The following is a 15,751-nucleotide window of genomic DNA, read 5'->3' as shown; positions in this document are numbered from 1 at the left end:
ACTACTGTCCGTATCCGAGGAATAATTCCGGTAGTAGCAGAGTAAATTGAGGGAATACCGCCACCAGCGCCAATACGATGAATAGCGGCACCAGTAGTGGTAAAACACCACGCGTAAGCGTATGGAATGGGATATCTCCGACTCGAGAAACCACGTATAAAGCCATTCCCATTGGTGGGGTAAGAATGCCGATCATTAGGTTAAGAATCGCCATGACACCGAAGTGAACAGGATCGATACCCACCGCTGAAGCCACTGGCACCAAGAATGGGACGAGCAGCAACAGCAAGGCCAATGACTCAATAAACGTGCCCAAGAAGAGGAGCAACAAGTTGATCAACAGAAGCAGTACGAGTGGGTTATCACTGATTGTTAAGAAATAATCAGCCAACATCTGTGGTAACTGTTCGCGAGCCACAATCCACCCAAAAACAGTCACGCCGATAACCATCAGAGCAACCACGGCTGTGGTATTGACCGTTTCTTTCAGAATGTCGATGAAACCCTGTAGCGTGAGCGTGTTATAAACAACCGTACCTAAAAATAGTGCGTAGAGAGATGAAACGGCAGCTGCTTCGGTCGGAGTAAATTTACCAGAGAAGATCCCACCAATGATAATGACTGGCGTCAGCAGCGATAAAAATGCTTCTTTAAGTGATTTAAATTGTTCACGTCGGCTCGCTTTAGGCAATGTCATATATCCGCGCTTTTTGCAGATGAAATAACTCATTACCATCAAGGCAATACAGCACAGTAAACCAGGTATCGCACCCGCTAAAAATAGTGCGCCAATAGAGGTATTGGAAACCACGCCGTATATCACTAATGGTACTGATGGCGGCACTAATGGACCAATAATGCAAGATGCGGCTGTCAATCCACCAGCAAAATCATCGTGATACTTCGCATCACGCATGGATTTGATTTCAAGCTGACCTAACCCACCTGCATCTGCCAATGCTGAGCCAGACATTCCAGAGAACAACAAGCTAGCCATGATATTTACATGCCCTAAGCTACCGGTAATATGGCCAACAAGAGATTTCGCGAAGTTGAAGATTCTTTCTGTAATACCGGCACTATTCATTAGATGGCCAGTTAACACAAAAAATGGAACAGCGAGTAATGTGAAGTTGTCGATCCCACCCAGCATTTGCTGAGCCGCAAAATTAATCCCTGTACTATTGGTGAGAATGAGGAAAGCTAATGCAACAAAAATAAGTGAAAAACCTACTGGCATGCCCGCAAATAACAATCCTAACCAACCAAAAATTGAACCAACCATAGTGCTATTACCTCTCCGTTACTTGCTGATCAATCACTGAAGCAGATGAGCGAACACCCAGCAGTAGCTTCGTAAGGTTAAAGATTTTTTCGAGTTGTCTAAACACCATAAACACGCCACCCACAGGTAAGCTGTAATTCATCCAACTACTCGAGATCCCTAGTGTGATCAATTCAAAGAATGCATTACGCTGGGCATGTTGATAGCCGAGCACAATGATTGCACCGATAGAAATCAACACCGCAATCTCTAACGATAGGACTAAAGATAAGCGGGCCTTTTCAGGAAGTTTGTCGGAGAAAAAAGTGATATTGACGTGAGAACTTCGTTTAATGGCGATAGCACATCCCACTAAACACATATACATGAAGAGTAATCGGGCAAGTTCTTCACTCCACAAAGAAGGATCATTGAGAAGCCAACGGGTACCAATTTGCCAAGTCAAAACAGCAAGCAAGGCCGCCATTAGAGGCACAGTAATGATTTCTTCAATATTATTAATTATCTTACGTAACATCTTAAGCTCCATAGCTGACCAGTCCTGGCCAGCTAATTTAATGAGACAGAGAACCCTACCCTTTACATTGCTGCCAATTTCGACACAATCGGCTGACCGATGTTACTGTCAAACTCCTTGTAAAGTGGTTGCATCGCTTCTCGGAATGGCCCCAGATCCGGATAAGTCACGTTGATGCCTTCACTCTTGAAGAAGGACACCAATTCTTCCTCTTGGGTTTTAACGGTCTGTGTATGAGCATCTCCCACTTTCTGCACGGCTTTCTGAATGATGTCTTTATCCGTATCAGAAAGCTTCTGCCAAGTAGATTCAGAAATGATCACCATTTGATCGTTAACGATATGATGTGTCATGGCTAAGTTCTTTTGCACTTCATAGAACTTCATCGTTTTAATTGTTGGTAACGGGTTTTCTTGCCCATCTACGGCATTGGTCTGCAGCGCTAAATAAACTTCAGAGAATGACATCGGGGTTGGCGAGGCACCAGACAGCTTTGCATAGTTGAGGTTTTGCTTAGCATTCGGGACTCGAAGTTTTAACCCTTTAAAATCTTCAATCGAATTGAGGGGACGGTTTGAAGTGGTTTCACGGGTACCGTTATACCAAGTGTCCAAAGCACGCCAGTTGAACTTCTGGAGCATTTCATCACGAACACCTTGACCAAAGTCAGATTCAAACATGCGGCGTAAATGGTCAAAATCTTTCGCGACATAAGGGAGCATGACCGCTTCTGCTCGCGGTATCCAAAGCCCCATACGACCAAACTCAGCATAAGTTATATCGAGATCTCCCAGCGTCAATTGCTGAAGCATGGCACGATCATCACCAAGCTGGGCGCTTGGGTACAAAGCGAGTTTGATCTCTCCTTGACTCATTTCTTCTAATGTGTCGGCAAGCATTTTTGCCGAGTTATACTCTACAGACCCCACAGAAGCTTGCATCCCCATCTTTAAAGTCGTCGCAGCATTGACAGAAGCAGCAGCACTCAAAGTAAGTATTGCGATAGTAATCTTATTAATGGTTTTCATATTTTTCCCTTTGTTCTTTCCTGTTACGCCTTGTCTCACCATTTTCAAAAAAAACTTTTATTTCGTTTGAAAAAAATCTTCGTTATGAATTATCATTGCGGTGGAGATTATTTTCAAACCACCTTTTTTCAAAGTGTGATGGCGAACAAAATTTGGTTACAAGAGTCCTTTTGTTCATCAAGTCAGGAATTAAAAACGTTTTTAGAAAAGAAAAATGAGGCCCGTCGTGAGAAAGAATTTTTTGAATATCGAAGAGTTAAAGCGATTTTTAAACGGCCAAACTGTCGTTTCCATACAACCTGTAACAGGCAGCCCACTCGATAAAACAGATTTCATTGTGGCGATGGCGATCGCCGTCGAACAAGCTGGTGCAAAAGCGCTGCGCATTGAAGGTGTCAGTAACGTGGCTGCCGTATCCGCCGCAGTAACAATTCCGATTATAGGTATCGTTAAGCGTGACTTGCCTGATAGCCCAGTTCGGATCACCCCTTTTGTTTCAGATGTGGATGGCTTAGCGAATGCTGGCGCAACGGTCATTGCTTTTGATGCCACCAATAGAACACGCCCTGAAAGTCGAGAACGTATTGCGCAAGCAATCAAAAACACGGGATGTTTTGCGATGGCCGATTGCTCCACATTCGAGGATGGATTATGGGCTAATTCACAAGGTGTTGAAATTGTTGGATCAACGCTGTCAGGTTATGTCGGAGATATTGAGCCCACGGTTCCAGATTTCCAACTTGTGAAAGCGTTTTCTGAAGCCGGCTTTTTTACCATGGCGGAAGGTCGATACAATACGCCTGAGTTAGCAGCGAAAGCTATTGAGTCTGGTGCCGTTGCCGTAACGGTTGGTTCTGCATTGACTCGATTAGAAGTGGTTACTCAATGGTTCAATAACGCAACCCAAGCTGCGGGAGAAAGGAAATGCGCACACTAGCCATCGATATCGGCGGAACAAAAATAGCATTAGCGATTGTAAAAGAAGGTACGATCATACAGCGTTACCAGATGGCAACGCCTGTGGTGCAGGACGTCACCAAGTTTGTTCAAGCGATTCTCGAAAAGGTCACTGAATGGCTCCCTTCTATCGATTATGTAGGCGTATCAACGACGGGTTATGTAACGCCAGAAGGCGTCACATCTATAAATCCTGAGACTCTTAATTTCCCAGTGCCTTTTCCATTAGCTCAAACGCTAGAACAACTCACTAATAAACCAGTCTCCATTCTTAATGATGCTCAGGCCGCGGCATGGTTTGAATTTGTACAGTTAAAAAATCCTAGCTTAAATATGGCTTTTATTACGGTTTCAACAGGGGTTGGTGGCGGAATCATCATTGATGGCAAGCTGCACAAAGGAAACACAGGTTTAGCGGGACACATAGGTCACATGTCGGTGGCCATTGAAGGTCCATTATGCGGATGTGGCCAGCGAGGTTGTGTTGAATCCATGGCTTCAGGTAACGCGATTCAAAGAGAGAGCGAAGCCATTTTTACCGAGGCTGTAAGTAATATTGAGTTATTTAAACAAGCAGCATTCAACCCGAAAGCAGAAGCGATCATCAATCGAAGTGTGCAAGCAGTAGCCACATTATGCTGTAATCTTAAAGCATGCTTAGATCTGGATATTATTGTTTTGGGTGGTGGAGTTGGTCTCGCAGAAGGCTACCTTGAGCGCCTCAACAAAGCTATTCAATCTAGGCCATCCGTATTTCATATCCCTGTCACTCCTGCTCATGGCGATTATGATGCTTGCCTACTCGGAGCAGCATTTCAATTTAAGGAGTAAACAATGGCATTAAAGGCAATTTCAGCCACACGGCTTTTTGATGGAGTTCAGTATTACGAGAATGCGGCAATGGTTTGGGAGGGTTCACACATTCACTCCATTGTTCCTGTTGAGTCTCTGACGGCGGATATTGAACATCAACACTTTGATGGTGCATTGATCGCTCCGGGATTCATTGACTTACAAGTTAATGGCGGTAGCGATGTCATGTTCAATAATGACATGACTCTTGCGGGTATTGATTCGATCTGCCGAGCACACAGAACTCACGGAACCGCCTATCTGCTCCCAACCTTAATCAGTGCCACACCGGAACACATCAACCATGCACTTGATGCCATTCAAGCTGCAATCGAAAATAAAGTCTCGGGGGTATTGGGTATTCACTTAGAGGGGCCTTGGTTAAACCCAGAAAAGAAAGGTGCTCATAACTCAGCTCTTTTTTATTCCCCAACACCCGAGCAACTTTCACAGTTTCACTGGCCAACCAAAGGCAAAGTTCTTGTAACGGTCGCGGCTGAAAACCTCTCCATCGATTCTCTAAAGTGGTTAAAGGATCATCATGTTACTCTCTCGTGTGGTCACAGTAATGCCACTACAGCCCAATTAACCACTGAGAAGTTAGCTCTCATTGATGGATTTACCCACTTATTTAATGCCATGTCGCCTTTTGAGAGTCGTGAACCCGGAGTTGTCGGCACAGCATTGAATACTGATCATGCTTGGTGTTCGGTCATTACTGATGGAATTCATGTCCATCCACAAAGCTTTTTACTCGCTAAGCGAATCAAACCTGAAGACAAACTTCTTATTGTTACCGATGCCATGGCTAGCCTTGGCAGTGTGACTAACCGGTTTGAATTGGATGGGGAAACCATTCGCGTCATCGATAATAAACTGGTTAATAGCCGAGGCAACCTTGCGGGAGCACACATCGGGATGGATGAATCGGTTGCCAATGTTATTCGTTGGGGAATCGCGGAAGATGAAGCACTAAGAATGGCCTCGTCTTATCCGGCTCAAGCAATCCATTGTGATGATTTAGGGCAACTAAAACCCAATTATCGAGCCGCCGCCACTGTATTAAACTCCAAATATGAAAGTTTGGCTGTAGTCAGTGAAGGCGTGCTCTACAACTGAGCTACCAATCAAACATGCCAATCCGTTATTGACCAGATCGTTTACTATTCCAATGTTCAGTAGAGATCATTGGAATAGCTCTTCCCAAAAAATCTATATGCCTTTAGGCATTAACTGTACTTCCGTCACTTCTATTCCTACTTCAGTAGCCTCCTCTAACCCAACTACACACATCTAAGTACGAACAGAACCGCAACATGTTGATGTCTCATTGCTTAAGCAACACACAAAAACATTTATGGAAATTATTTTTTTTGCGATCGCAGTTCATGAAGAAAATATTTTTTAATGCGAATCTACAGCTGGAAATGTGAACGTTTCCAAGCCTTACATTCGATGGAGACTTGTCAATCAAGATGACTTCACAACGAAGAAGAGCATCGATTCACAAGGAAACAGATTCTAATATAAAGGGAGTAGATATGCGTTTCAAAAACGTAAAGAAAACCGCTTTAATGCTTGCTATGTTCGGTATGGCGACAAGCTCAAACGCCGCACTTTTTGACTATAACGCAACGGGTGATACTGAGTTTGACAGCCCAGCCAAACAGGGGTGGATGCAAGACAACACGAATAATGGCAGTGGCGTTTTAACTAATGCAGATGGAATGCCCGCTTGGTTGGTGCAAGGTAATGGAGGGAGAGCTCAATGGACATATTCTCTCTCTACTAATCAACATGCCCAAGCATCAAGTTTCGGTTGGCGAATGACGACAGAAATGAAAGTGCTCAGTGGTGGAATGATCACAAACTACTACGCCAACGGCACTCAGCGTGTCTTACCCATCATTTCATTAGACAGCAGTGGTAACTTAGTTGTTGAGTTTGAAGGGCAAACTGGACGCACCATTTTGGCAACCGGCACAGCAGCAACGGAATATCATAAATTTGAATTGGTATTCCTTCCTGGAAGTAACCCATCCGCTAGCTTTTACTTCGATGGCAAACTCATTCGTGACAACATCCAGCCGACTGCATCAAAACAAAATATGATCGTATGGGGGAATGGCTCATCAAATACGGATGGTGTCGCCGCCTATCGTGATATTAAGTTTGAAATTCAAGGCGACGTTATCTTCAGAGGCCCAGACCGTATACCATCCATTGTGGCAAGTAGCGTAACTCCAGGGGTTGTAACCGCGTTTGCAGAGAAACGTGTGGGCGGTGGCGACCCCGGTGCTCTGAGTAATACCAATGACATCATCACTCGTACCTCACGAGATGGCGGCATAACTTGGGATACAGAGCTCAACCTCACTGAGCAAATCAATGTCAGTGATGAGTTTGATTTCTCGGATCCTCGGCCTATCTATGATCCTTCCACCAACACGGTTCTTGTCTCTTACGCTCGATGGCCGACCGATGCCGCTCAAAATGGAGATCAAATAAAACCATGGATGCCAAACGGTATTTTTTACAGCGTCTATGATGTTGCGTCAGGGAACTGGCAAGCGCCTATCGATGTTACCGATCAGGTGAAAGAACGCAGTTTCCAGATCGCTGGTTGGGGTGGCTCAGAGCTGTATCGCCGAAATACCAGCCTAAATAGCCAGCAAGACTGGCAATCAAACGCTAAGATCCGAATTGTTGATGGTGCAGCGAACCAGATACAAGTTGCCGATGGTAGCCGAAAATATGTTGTCACACTGAGTATTGATGAATCAGGTAGCCTAGTCGCTAATCTAAACGGTGTTAGTGCTCCGATTATCCTGCAATCTGAACACGCAAAGGTACACTCTTTCCATGACTACGAACTTCAATATTCGGCGTTAAACCACACCACAACGTTATTCGTGGATGGTCAGCCAATCACAACTTGGGCTGGCGAAGTATCGCAGGAGAACAACATTCAGTTTGGTAATGCGGATGCCCAAATTGACGGCAGACTGCATGTGCAAAAAATTGTTCTCACACAGCAAGGCCATAACCTCGTGGAGTTTGATGCTTTCTATTTGGCACAGCAAACCCCTGAAGTAGAGAAAGATCTTGAAAAGCTTGGTTGGACAAAAATTAAAACTGGCAACACCATGAGTTTGTATGGGAATGCCAGCGTCAATCCGGGACCGGGTCATGGTATCACTCTTGCTCGACAACAAAATATCAGTGGCAGCCAAAACGGCCGCTTGATCTACCCAGCGATTGTGCTTGATCGTTTCTTCCTGAACGTCATGTCTATTTACAGTGACGATGGCGGTTCAAACTGGCAAACCGGTTCAACACTTCCTATCCCCTTTCGCTGGAAGAGTTCAAGTATCCTAGAAACTCTCGAACCTAGTGAATCTGATATGGTGGAACTCCAAAACGGTGATTTACTGCTCACTGCACGCCTTGATTTCAACCAGACCGTCAATGGTGTGAACTATGGCCCACGCCAGCAATTCTTGAGTAAAGATGGTGGGATCACATGGAACATGCTAGAGGGTAACAACGCCAGCGTCTTCAACAATATCAGCACCGGTACTGTTGATGCCTCTATTACTCGGTTCGAGCAACGTGACGGTAGCCATTTCTTACTCTTTACCAACCCACAAGGTAATCCTGCTGGAACCAATGGCAGGCAGAATCTAGGCTTATGGTTTAGCTTTGATGAAGGCTTGACATGGAAAGGGCCAATTCAACTCGTCAATGGTGCATCGGCGTATTCAGATATTTATCAGTTGGATTCGGAAAATGCGATTGTCATTGTTGAAACGGATAATTCAAATATGCGAATTCTTCGTCTGCCTATCATATTGCTAAAACAGAAGCTGACCTTATCGCAAAACTAAGAGCAGCTTAACATCTTAAAGCTGATAGCACATCAAATGATGCTATCAGCTTATTTCTCGTCAACCGTTTCAAACCAGTACTCAAATTGACAAATCAGGCACCTTACACTCTCAGCTATAGTACATGACGCATGTATAATCACGCCATCATCGCTGTTTAAGACAAAAGTCCATCCACTCATCCACTTCGCTTTCCACCCAGGCAATAGCCCTTTCTCCCAAGCTCACCGACTGTGGAAACTCGCCATCATTCATTTTGCGGTAAATTGCTGAACGGCTTAGTGCGGTCTTTTCCATTACTTCTTTTAGTTTCAGAAATCTCATGGGATGTTCTCCTATGTCTTGTTGTCCCATGGGATGAACTGACTTTGTAAAAAATAGTTAAATCAGCCCCTTACCTATATTCAAAGCCAATTTAGATATATGTCATCACTGTGAACCTTCCCACTATTGTTAAGGAGCAGGCTATGACTCATTTTCCTCGCCACCGCTATCTACTCTCGCAACGAGCTTATGAGCATCGAGTACTGGAAGAAGCAGCAGAGATCCTTGAACAGCGTTATGTGCGCGGTGAAACCTTTGCACGTACGGAAAACACCACGGAATACTTGCGCTGTAAACTTGCTGGATATGAGCACGAAATGTTTGCCGTACTGTTTTTGGATAACCAGCATCGGCTAATTGAATTTAAGGAGCTATTTCGCGGTACGGTCGATGCCGCCAGTGTCTACCCAAGAGAGGTGCTAAAGGAGGCACTAAACGTTAACGCAGCAGCGGTGATCTTTGCCCATAACCACCCCTCTGGCGATCCGGAGCCTTCACAAGCCGATAGGCGTATTACTCAGCGCTTAAAAGACGCCTTATCACTGGTCGATATTCGTGTGCTGGACCATGTGGTCGTTGGCAAAAGCAGTGTGTCATTTACAGAAAGGGGCTGGCTATGATTGTGAAACGCTATCAAGAGATTCAGCTTGCAGACAGCTTTTGTCATGCGCTGAGCGCGATACTTCGCCGTTTTGACATCCCACAAGAGGCAGAACGAATAGTCCTCAACTGTCGAGATCCAAACTATTACCGCTCTCGACAGGGCCTACATCCGGTCGAAATACAGTTCAAGCGAGAAAACAACGAGTCCCTGTGGTTCATCGCGTTTATCGCCAGTTTTTCTTATCAGAATGACAGGCATGACTCGTTGGATGTCGAGCTCTACTTTCACCTTGCTAACCGTTGGTGTTACCAGCCTGATGCCGGTTCTGCTGATTTAGCTCAACCAGCAGTGCTAGACCTGTTTTATAGCTGGTGCTCCGCATTTGAGCACCACCTTGCCAAACAAGCGTTGCAAGATATTCAACTCACCATGATTCGCTAACCCAAGGCGATTCTTCTTAATCGAATCTTATTTTTGTAGGAGGCATAACCATGTCTAACATTTTGTTCAAACCCACCCACCTTCCCATTTCCAAACCGTTTCATGCCCTACTCGCTAACATACTTTCTGAACATCAAGCAAAAAGTGAAGTTCAGGCCACCAGCAAAGAGGTTGTCATGAACTTTCGAGACAGTTCTTACAGTGCCGAAGATGGCGGTTTTCATCCGGTAGAAATTGCACTGAGTCAGTCTAGTGACGGCCAATGGAGCATTGAATACATCACGGATTTTGCTTATGTCGGTAACCACTTTCCTGAGCTAGAACGCTGTTTGGATTTTGATTTCCAGCGTGGGGATTTCTTCACCGCCTATCACGGTTGGCATCCTATCGTAGGTAACCGTGATGCTCGAGAGCTCTACCAGTTATGGGAGAGTAACTTTCTCGCCTATGTCGCAACAGAAGCTTTTGATGACATTTCATTAACCTCGGCTCCTTAGTTCCATCAAAAAAACCGACAGGTTCATAAAGATAATCACCATGCTCTGGGGCTCCGCGCTCTCCAAGTTCATCATCTCAACATTGAAAGAGGATCCACAACAATGAAAACCACTGATTTATTCTCAACTCTAGAAACTAACATTCTTCACAACTCGTTAGATTCAACCACGAAAGATAAGTTACTGAGTAACTTATCTTTCCTTCGCAAAGCATCACTGAATATTCTTATCACTGGTTCCACAGGCTCTGGAAAAAGCTCCACCATAAACGCTCTATTTGACATGACGGTTGCCCAAGTCGGCATCGATAGTGATCCGCACACGGAATCTGTTCAGTGTTACCACCTAAATAATCTCGTGCTATGGGACACTCCAGGGCTTGGAGATGGGATCGATGAGGATAAAAAACACGTACAGGCCATTAAACAGCTTCTCAACAAACGAGATGACCATGGTCAGTTGGTCATTGATTTAGTTCTCGTGATACTTGATGGCGGCTCTCGCGATCTGGGAACACCATTGAGACTCATCAATGACATTGTTATTCCGCAATTAGGCGATGAAGCCGAAAAACGGCTCATCGTTGCGGTGAATCAAGCGGACGTTGCATTAAAAGGACCTGAATCATGGAACTACAGCGACAATCTACCAACAGACAAGGCTAAGGCATTTCTGGAGAAACAACAAAACTCGATAGCAAGACGTATACATAAAGCCACACAGATAAATGTGAAGACTCTTTACTTTGTGGCGGGCTACAGTGATGGAGTCAATCGCCAGAGGCCTTACAACCTATCAAAATTGCTTTATACCATTGTCGAAATACTACCAAACAATAAACGAGTAATGCTGGCAAATCGTACCATTTCCAATGATGCAGATAATTGGAAAGATAACGATGCCAGCGATTACAATAAAAAAACCACCTTAAGCCTTTGGGAAGCCATTGTAGAAACAACTTTACAAGGCGCATCTATTGGCTCCGATATCGGATCTATTTTCGGAAAACCAGGCGAGATCCTAGGTAAAGTCGTAGGCTCTGTCGCTGGTCTATTTTTCGGTGGTTTACGATATACATTTGGGTTTTAAATGTAACCATTAAAAAGAGGCTCGCCTCTTTTTTTTATTTTCGACTAGTCGAGAGATTTTTTAATCCATTCGAATAGATTTTTGTATCAATTTTAGCCAAGTAGCTCAAGCGATAAAAACACTGTCGGTATTCCTCTTGATAAGGATCTTTCCCCTTATAAATGTAATAAGTAGAGTTACTTGGGAAATGCACACTACTTTTCACCTCAAAGTATTCAATACCTAAAGCACTTGCCCACGCTGCTTTTATCATTGAAGAAAAATTATCACTATCCTTAGTAATATCCCCCAAACAAAAGTAAACATCTTTATTAAGAAATAATGCCACATGGTAATGAGGATTCCCTGAACTTAATTGCTCCCTTACCCAAACGTATCTTAAAGTACATTTACCAACCTTACCCTTTGTTTTTAAGTCATGTTTTATTTTTGCTTTTAACGAAGAAAAAAACCTAGAAATATCGCCACAATTATGTCCTGTATAATAGCTAGGGTATCTAAGATCAATTCTCTGCACGTAAACTCGATTATATTCAGATAAAGAAATATCTAAAACATCCTTAATAGCAATCAAATATTCCTTGCATAATGGAGCATGTTCTTTAATGACAGGATTAGATAAAAATCTCTCGTCATAGAAAAGAGTTAGGTTTGGATTTTGAATTAAACGTTTCATTAGTCACCTCTATTGTTAACTTGTTCATAGAAGATAACCACCTTGTTATTTTTAATGTGCTTACTAGACCTATATTACTATACCAACATAATCGAACTCATTACCTTAGCTACCCGCCTTCTGTACCAATGCACATCTAGAGACAATGTCACGTTCTGCCACTCTGGAAAAACATTACCGCAGCGTCAAAAATCAACGCAGAGAGTTTCACCACACAAAAAATGCTCACTTCATCGCATAAATTTAATAACCTCAAAGGTTAGCCAAGAAAACAACCTACAATAAATCGACATAAAATCGACATAAAATCGACATAAAAAATATCATTTATAGACTAAAAATCTACATAGTAGGTAAAAAATGGAAATACAGCCAAAGAGAATTTTAGAACGTGACATATATAAGACTATTTTAAACAGCAAATTTGAGTTAATCGTATACTATTTGCTATTAAAAAATAACAATACTCAAGAATTCAGTTTAAATAAAAAGGTATTCAATATAGAAAATGACACAACCGCCATTCAATCAAAATATAATTTTATAGAAAAAGAAATTTATGAATCACTTATCATTAAGCAAATTTATTTAACAGAAAACACTCCAGAAACAAAGGCCATTTTAAAAAAAGAAATAGAAAATCAATTAAAAAACAAAAGAATGAAAGAAAAAATAACCGAATCTGATATAGAATGGATATTAAAAGACAATCAAAGACAATGCTACTACATACTATTTATGATCGTTTTTTGCGATGACATTAACACACTTATACATCAAGCATATAACTATCATGAATATGTAATCGAGGGTAAAATAATAAATAAAAAATGCTCGGAGCAATATAAATTAATGTTTAGTCATTTTAATCCAACTGTGATTCATAACTTGGAAACTATCTATGAGCATATCATTCTTTACTTCATATCACTAGATAAAAATAAAGCCATAACACAATTGGATTTTTTAAAATCCGCATGGAGCAATGCGTTAAAAAATAACAATCACAACTGGATAGATAAAAGCAATGAAGATCAAATAGATTGGATAATTGAATATTATAGAAAAAGTAATATTGAGCTCTGGTTTATAAACAATGAAGATCTAGATTCAAAATATCATACATGTATATCTATTCTAGATTTATGGCAAAAAAATGAGCACATATCAAAAATTGGAAGTAAAGACTATTTCATAGAAAAAATGAAAAGATCTTGGTCTCAACAAAAATATAGGCTTAGTGTAAAAGATAAGAAATCAATAAATTTACGAGTAGATAAAGAAATAGAGAAAAAAATTAATAAGTTATGCGCTGATTCAAAATTAACAAAAAGCCAACTCATTGAGTTAGCTATTGAAAAAATAAATAAATCCAAGCATTAATCTAGTAATTATGATTATCCATTGTTAAGCCTGCTTTCATTAATGAAAGCAGGCTTAAGGATCATTAAAATAAATGTTATTAATCCACTCGACGATTGGTGATCCGTTGAGCAATCCACTCCTGCACCTCGCCTTCTACCCAAGCTACAGCGCGACCACCCAGTTGAACTTGGGGCGGGAACTGGTTTTCTTCAATAAATCGGTACAAACTAGAGCGAGACAAACCAGTCATAGTTAGCACTTCTCGAAAGCGGATCAAACGAATGTTGTTCTCTGACATATTGACACCTATCAGGTTGGTTAGTTGCAAGAAAATGACATATGTCTGAATAGTTTTTTATTAGGTGCAATTGCCTATCAACCACTTGGAGTTGTATATACGGTTAGAGCAAGAGGTTGTACTCATACTCTCCCATCAAGATAGATAATTGGTGTAGTTGTTACAAATGAAGCATAGCTAACACCGCAACCACTTAAAGCAAGGAGAGCTCTAGGGTAACTACTGAAACAATGATAAACTCCTGCGCTAGAATCGTTGCTAATCCTGCGATGACGGTAGAGTAGAAAAGCTGACACCGAAAATGCAGGTATCTCTAGAAAGAGTGAGAAGAGCATTGCAATAGCGGCATGAGAATCATCAAAGGGGAAAAATTTTTGTGCATGATTGTCAAGTCATGCACAAAGTAATACCTATGGTAATACTAGCCACAAATGTAAAATTTAAAATTAATATAAATCAAAGCGTTAACTTAGAAAGTGTGCGGTCTCACTCCCGCCACATTCAAGAAAAAGACGCCTTAGGGCGTCTTTTTTGCTATCTATACCCAAACGACTGAGCATTGTACCAACACAGCGGCAGTGCCCAATCGCAGGGAAACTCCCTAATCATCCTGTTTCGAGCACAACCCGATGAACCGTAAAAAGAAAATTAATCAGACATTACAAAAACGCCTTAAAAAGCAACATGCGAAATTGCACCCGAGCAACAAGCCTCGTTATATTTCTAAAGCGGAGCGGGCTAAACTCGCGGCAGAACAAGAAGCGAATCCCGAACTTGGAACCAGCGATGCAAACCCTACTGAGCCCTCGCTGAGCAATAGCGCATTACAGTAATAGACGATGCTCAATCGGGTGAAATTGACTGGCAACATCGATTAAATGTTGCGCGGTCAGTTTCGGCACGCCATACACTTCCACCTTAACCTGAAAGCGTTGCGCAATTCTGGTCACCAAAGGCTCAAAATCACCATCCCCAGAGACGAGCACCACGGTATCCACCTCCTGAGCTAATTCATAGCCATCAAGGGCAATCCCGACATCCCAATCCCCTTTCGCGCTACCATCACTGCGCTGGATAAAAGGTTTTAGCATCACCTCAAAGCCAACCCCTCGTAAAATATGATGAAATTGCCTCTGCTGCGGATCTTTACTGGCAATCGCATAGGCATTGGCTTTCACTACCGTACGATTTTGTGTCACTTGCGACCAAAACTGATTGTAATCAAAGTGCCGGCCATATTGCTCGCGGCAGGTGTAATACACGTTTTGTACATCCACCAAAATGGCAATTTTTTCCATTGATTCCTACTTAGTTATTCTTGATTCAAGGCTCAACGCCGCACTTATTCTACACCGTTATTTAAAAATCAATTCATATATAAGCTATTAGGGGGGGCTGTAGTTAGGAGGTAAAGTCACCAAATCTATTTCTTTTGACAAACCCCCTCTTGGCATTGGGTTTGGCCAAACCAGCGCGAGAGGCGCATTCTGTGTTTGGCAAACAGGAGATACATTCGATCACTGATCCCCTTTAAAATCGGCAGACGAGTAATGAAAAGCCAGCGATGTCGGTTGACCAAACGCCATGCAAGCACTGTCACGTCTAAGCCATATAAAAGTTGTCCTTGCTGATCGATACCGTGCAAGATAGACAATGCACGTTGTTTATCGATCGATGGGTAGCAGGACATCGTATCCGTATCATGCACATCCACCAGCAAAATTCGCGCTTGGTGATCCGCCGTTTTTAATGCGCGCATCTCGTTACAACAGAGCGGACATTGTCCATCAAAAAAGATCACCAGATCTGGCTTATTCATGGCTATTGACCTCAGATTCATCATTGCAATCTGTTACGCACACTCTCTTTTCGAGGATCAATCCCATTACCGCATGATCGCTCAATCCCTTTGACCGTATAAACGCTCATTA

At 42.6% G+C, this 15,751-nt stretch carries 18 protein-coding genes; 10 read left to right on the top strand and 8 right to left on the bottom strand.

All coding sequences use genetic code 11. From position 1 onward, the window contains the following. Position 1: 1 nt before the first annotated feature. The 3 genes from siaM to siaP are packed head-to-tail and all read right to left on the bottom strand — an operon-like array spanning position 2 to position 2,830. Positions 2–1,285 (bottom strand): sialic acid TRAP transporter large permease SiaM, encoded by a 1,284-nt coding sequence (gene siaM / locus F0316_RS05230; protein ID WP_149560261.1) that lies wholly within the window; start codon positions 1,283–1,285, stop codon positions 2–4. Positions 1,286–1,292: 7 nt separating this feature from the next. Next, entirely contained in the window at positions 1,293–1,814 is a 522-nt protein-coding gene (gene siaQ / locus F0316_RS05225; protein ID WP_149560260.1) for a sialic acid TRAP transporter small permease SiaQ, read from the bottom strand. A 50-nt stretch (positions 1,815–1,864) separates the two neighbouring features. Continuing rightward, a complete protein-coding gene (gene siaP / locus F0316_RS05220; RefSeq protein WP_000849286.1) occupies positions 1,865–2,830 on the bottom strand; it encodes a sialic acid TRAP transporter solute-binding subunit SiaP in 966 nt (321 codons plus the stop codon). A gap of 214 nt (positions 2,831–3,044) precedes the next feature. On the opposite strand from siaP, the gene F0316_RS05210 reads away from it, so the two are divergent. From F0316_RS05210 to F0316_RS05195, 4 genes are all read left to right on the top strand, one after another. Further along, positions 3,045–3,767, top strand: a complete 723-nt coding sequence (locus F0316_RS05210; RefSeq protein WP_001891368.1) for a putative N-acetylmannosamine-6-phosphate 2-epimerase — start codon at positions 3,045–3,047, stop codon at positions 3,765–3,767. Then, positions 3,755–4,618 carry an N-acetylmannosamine kinase gene (locus tag F0316_RS05205; protein WP_149560259.1) on the top strand — a complete coding sequence of 288 codons (864 nt, stop codon included), beginning with the start codon at positions 3,755–3,757 and terminating at the stop codon, positions 4,616–4,618. The genes F0316_RS05210 and F0316_RS05205 overlap by 13 nt, the downstream gene beginning before the upstream one ends. Positions 4,619–4,621: 3 nt before the next feature. Continuing rightward, complete coding sequence (gene nagA, locus F0316_RS05200; RefSeq protein ID WP_001185232.1) at positions 4,622–5,758, top strand: N-acetylglucosamine-6-phosphate deacetylase; 1,137 nt, start codon at positions 4,622–4,624, stop codon at positions 5,756–5,758. A gap of 422 nt (positions 5,759–6,180) precedes the next feature. Further along, a complete protein-coding gene (locus F0316_RS05195) occupies positions 6,181–8,526 on the top strand; it encodes a sialidase family protein (RefSeq protein ID WP_172625963.1) in 2,346 nt (781 codons plus the stop codon). 147 nt (positions 8,527–8,673) lie between these two features. Here F0316_RS05195 and F0316_RS05190 read toward each other — a convergent pair whose 3' ends face one another. Then, on the bottom strand, positions 8,674–8,850 hold the full coding sequence (locus tag F0316_RS05190) for an AlpA family transcriptional regulator (protein ID WP_001211490.1): 177 nt from the start codon (positions 8,848–8,850) through the stop codon (positions 8,674–8,676). A gap of 143 nt (positions 8,851–8,993) precedes the next feature. Between F0316_RS05190 and radC the strand changes: the two genes are divergently transcribed. The 4 genes from radC (at position 8,994) to F0316_RS05170 (ending at position 11,481) form a co-directional block, all read left to right on the top strand. Continuing rightward, positions 8,994–9,470 (top strand): RadC family protein, encoded by a 477-nt coding sequence (gene radC / locus F0316_RS05185; RefSeq protein ID WP_148532080.1) that lies wholly within the window; start codon positions 8,994–8,996, stop codon positions 9,468–9,470. Beyond that, the gene (locus F0316_RS05180; RefSeq protein ID WP_142608994.1) at positions 9,467–9,895 is read left to right on the top strand and encodes a DUF2787 family protein; all 429 of its coding nucleotides are present in this window, start codon (positions 9,467–9,469) and stop codon (positions 9,893–9,895) included. The genes radC and F0316_RS05180 overlap by 4 nt, the downstream gene beginning before the upstream one ends. Positions 9,896–9,945: 50 nt before the next feature. After that, entirely contained in the window at positions 9,946–10,392 is a 447-nt protein-coding gene (locus tag F0316_RS05175; protein ID WP_000065403.1) for a DUF2787 domain-containing protein, read from the top strand. A gap of 102 nt (positions 10,393–10,494) precedes the next feature. Beyond that, the gene (locus F0316_RS05170) at positions 10,495–11,481 is read left to right on the top strand and encodes a GTPase family protein (RefSeq protein ID WP_142614045.1); all 987 of its coding nucleotides are present in this window, start codon (positions 10,495–10,497) and stop codon (positions 11,479–11,481) included. A gap of 34 nt (positions 11,482–11,515) precedes the next feature. Here F0316_RS05170 and F0316_RS05165 read toward each other — a convergent pair whose 3' ends face one another. Further along, positions 11,516–12,157, bottom strand: coding sequence for an inovirus Gp2 family protein (locus F0316_RS05165; RefSeq protein WP_071181131.1), 642 nt, complete (start codon positions 12,155–12,157; stop codon positions 11,516–11,518). Positions 12,158–12,517: 360 nt separating this feature from the next. Between F0316_RS05165 and F0316_RS05160 the strand changes: the two genes are divergently transcribed. After that, the gene (locus F0316_RS05160; RefSeq protein WP_000405480.1) at positions 12,518–13,540 is read left to right on the top strand and encodes a ribbon-helix-helix protein, CopG family; all 1,023 of its coding nucleotides are present in this window, start codon (positions 12,518–12,520) and stop codon (positions 13,538–13,540) included. A 79-nt stretch (positions 13,541–13,619) separates the two neighbouring features. Here the strand turns inward: F0316_RS05160 and F0316_RS05155 are convergent, their stop codons facing one another. Next, positions 13,620–13,820 carry a helix-turn-helix transcriptional regulator gene (locus tag F0316_RS05155; protein WP_001293720.1) on the bottom strand — a complete coding sequence of 67 codons (201 nt, stop codon included), beginning with the start codon at positions 13,818–13,820 and terminating at the stop codon, positions 13,620–13,622. 629 nt (positions 13,821–14,449) lie between these two features. Between F0316_RS05155 and F0316_RS05150 the strand changes: the two genes are divergently transcribed. Next, entirely contained in the window at positions 14,450–14,653 is a 204-nt protein-coding gene (locus tag F0316_RS05150) for a DUF2986 domain-containing protein (RefSeq protein ID WP_001080337.1), read from the top strand. Here F0316_RS05150 and F0316_RS05145 read toward each other — a convergent pair. After that, complete coding sequence (locus F0316_RS05145) at positions 14,645–15,118, bottom strand: LabA-like NYN domain-containing protein (protein ID WP_149560257.1); 474 nt, start codon at positions 15,116–15,118, stop codon at positions 14,645–14,647. The two genes, F0316_RS05150 and F0316_RS05145, sit on opposite strands and share 9 nt — an antisense overlap. A gap of 125 nt (positions 15,119–15,243) precedes the next feature. Beyond that, positions 15,244–15,639, bottom strand: a complete 396-nt coding sequence (locus tag F0316_RS05140; RefSeq protein WP_001039501.1) for a thiol-disulfide oxidoreductase DCC family protein — start codon at positions 15,637–15,639, stop codon at positions 15,244–15,246. Positions 15,640–15,751: the final 112 nt, after the last annotated feature.

Source organism: Vibrio cholerae (assembly GCF_008369605.1).
In the GTDB taxonomy this organism is placed as follows: Bacteria; Pseudomonadota; Gammaproteobacteria; order Enterobacterales; family Vibrionaceae; genus Vibrio; species Vibrio cholerae.
This window is presented reverse-complemented; position numbering and strand designations above follow the sequence as displayed.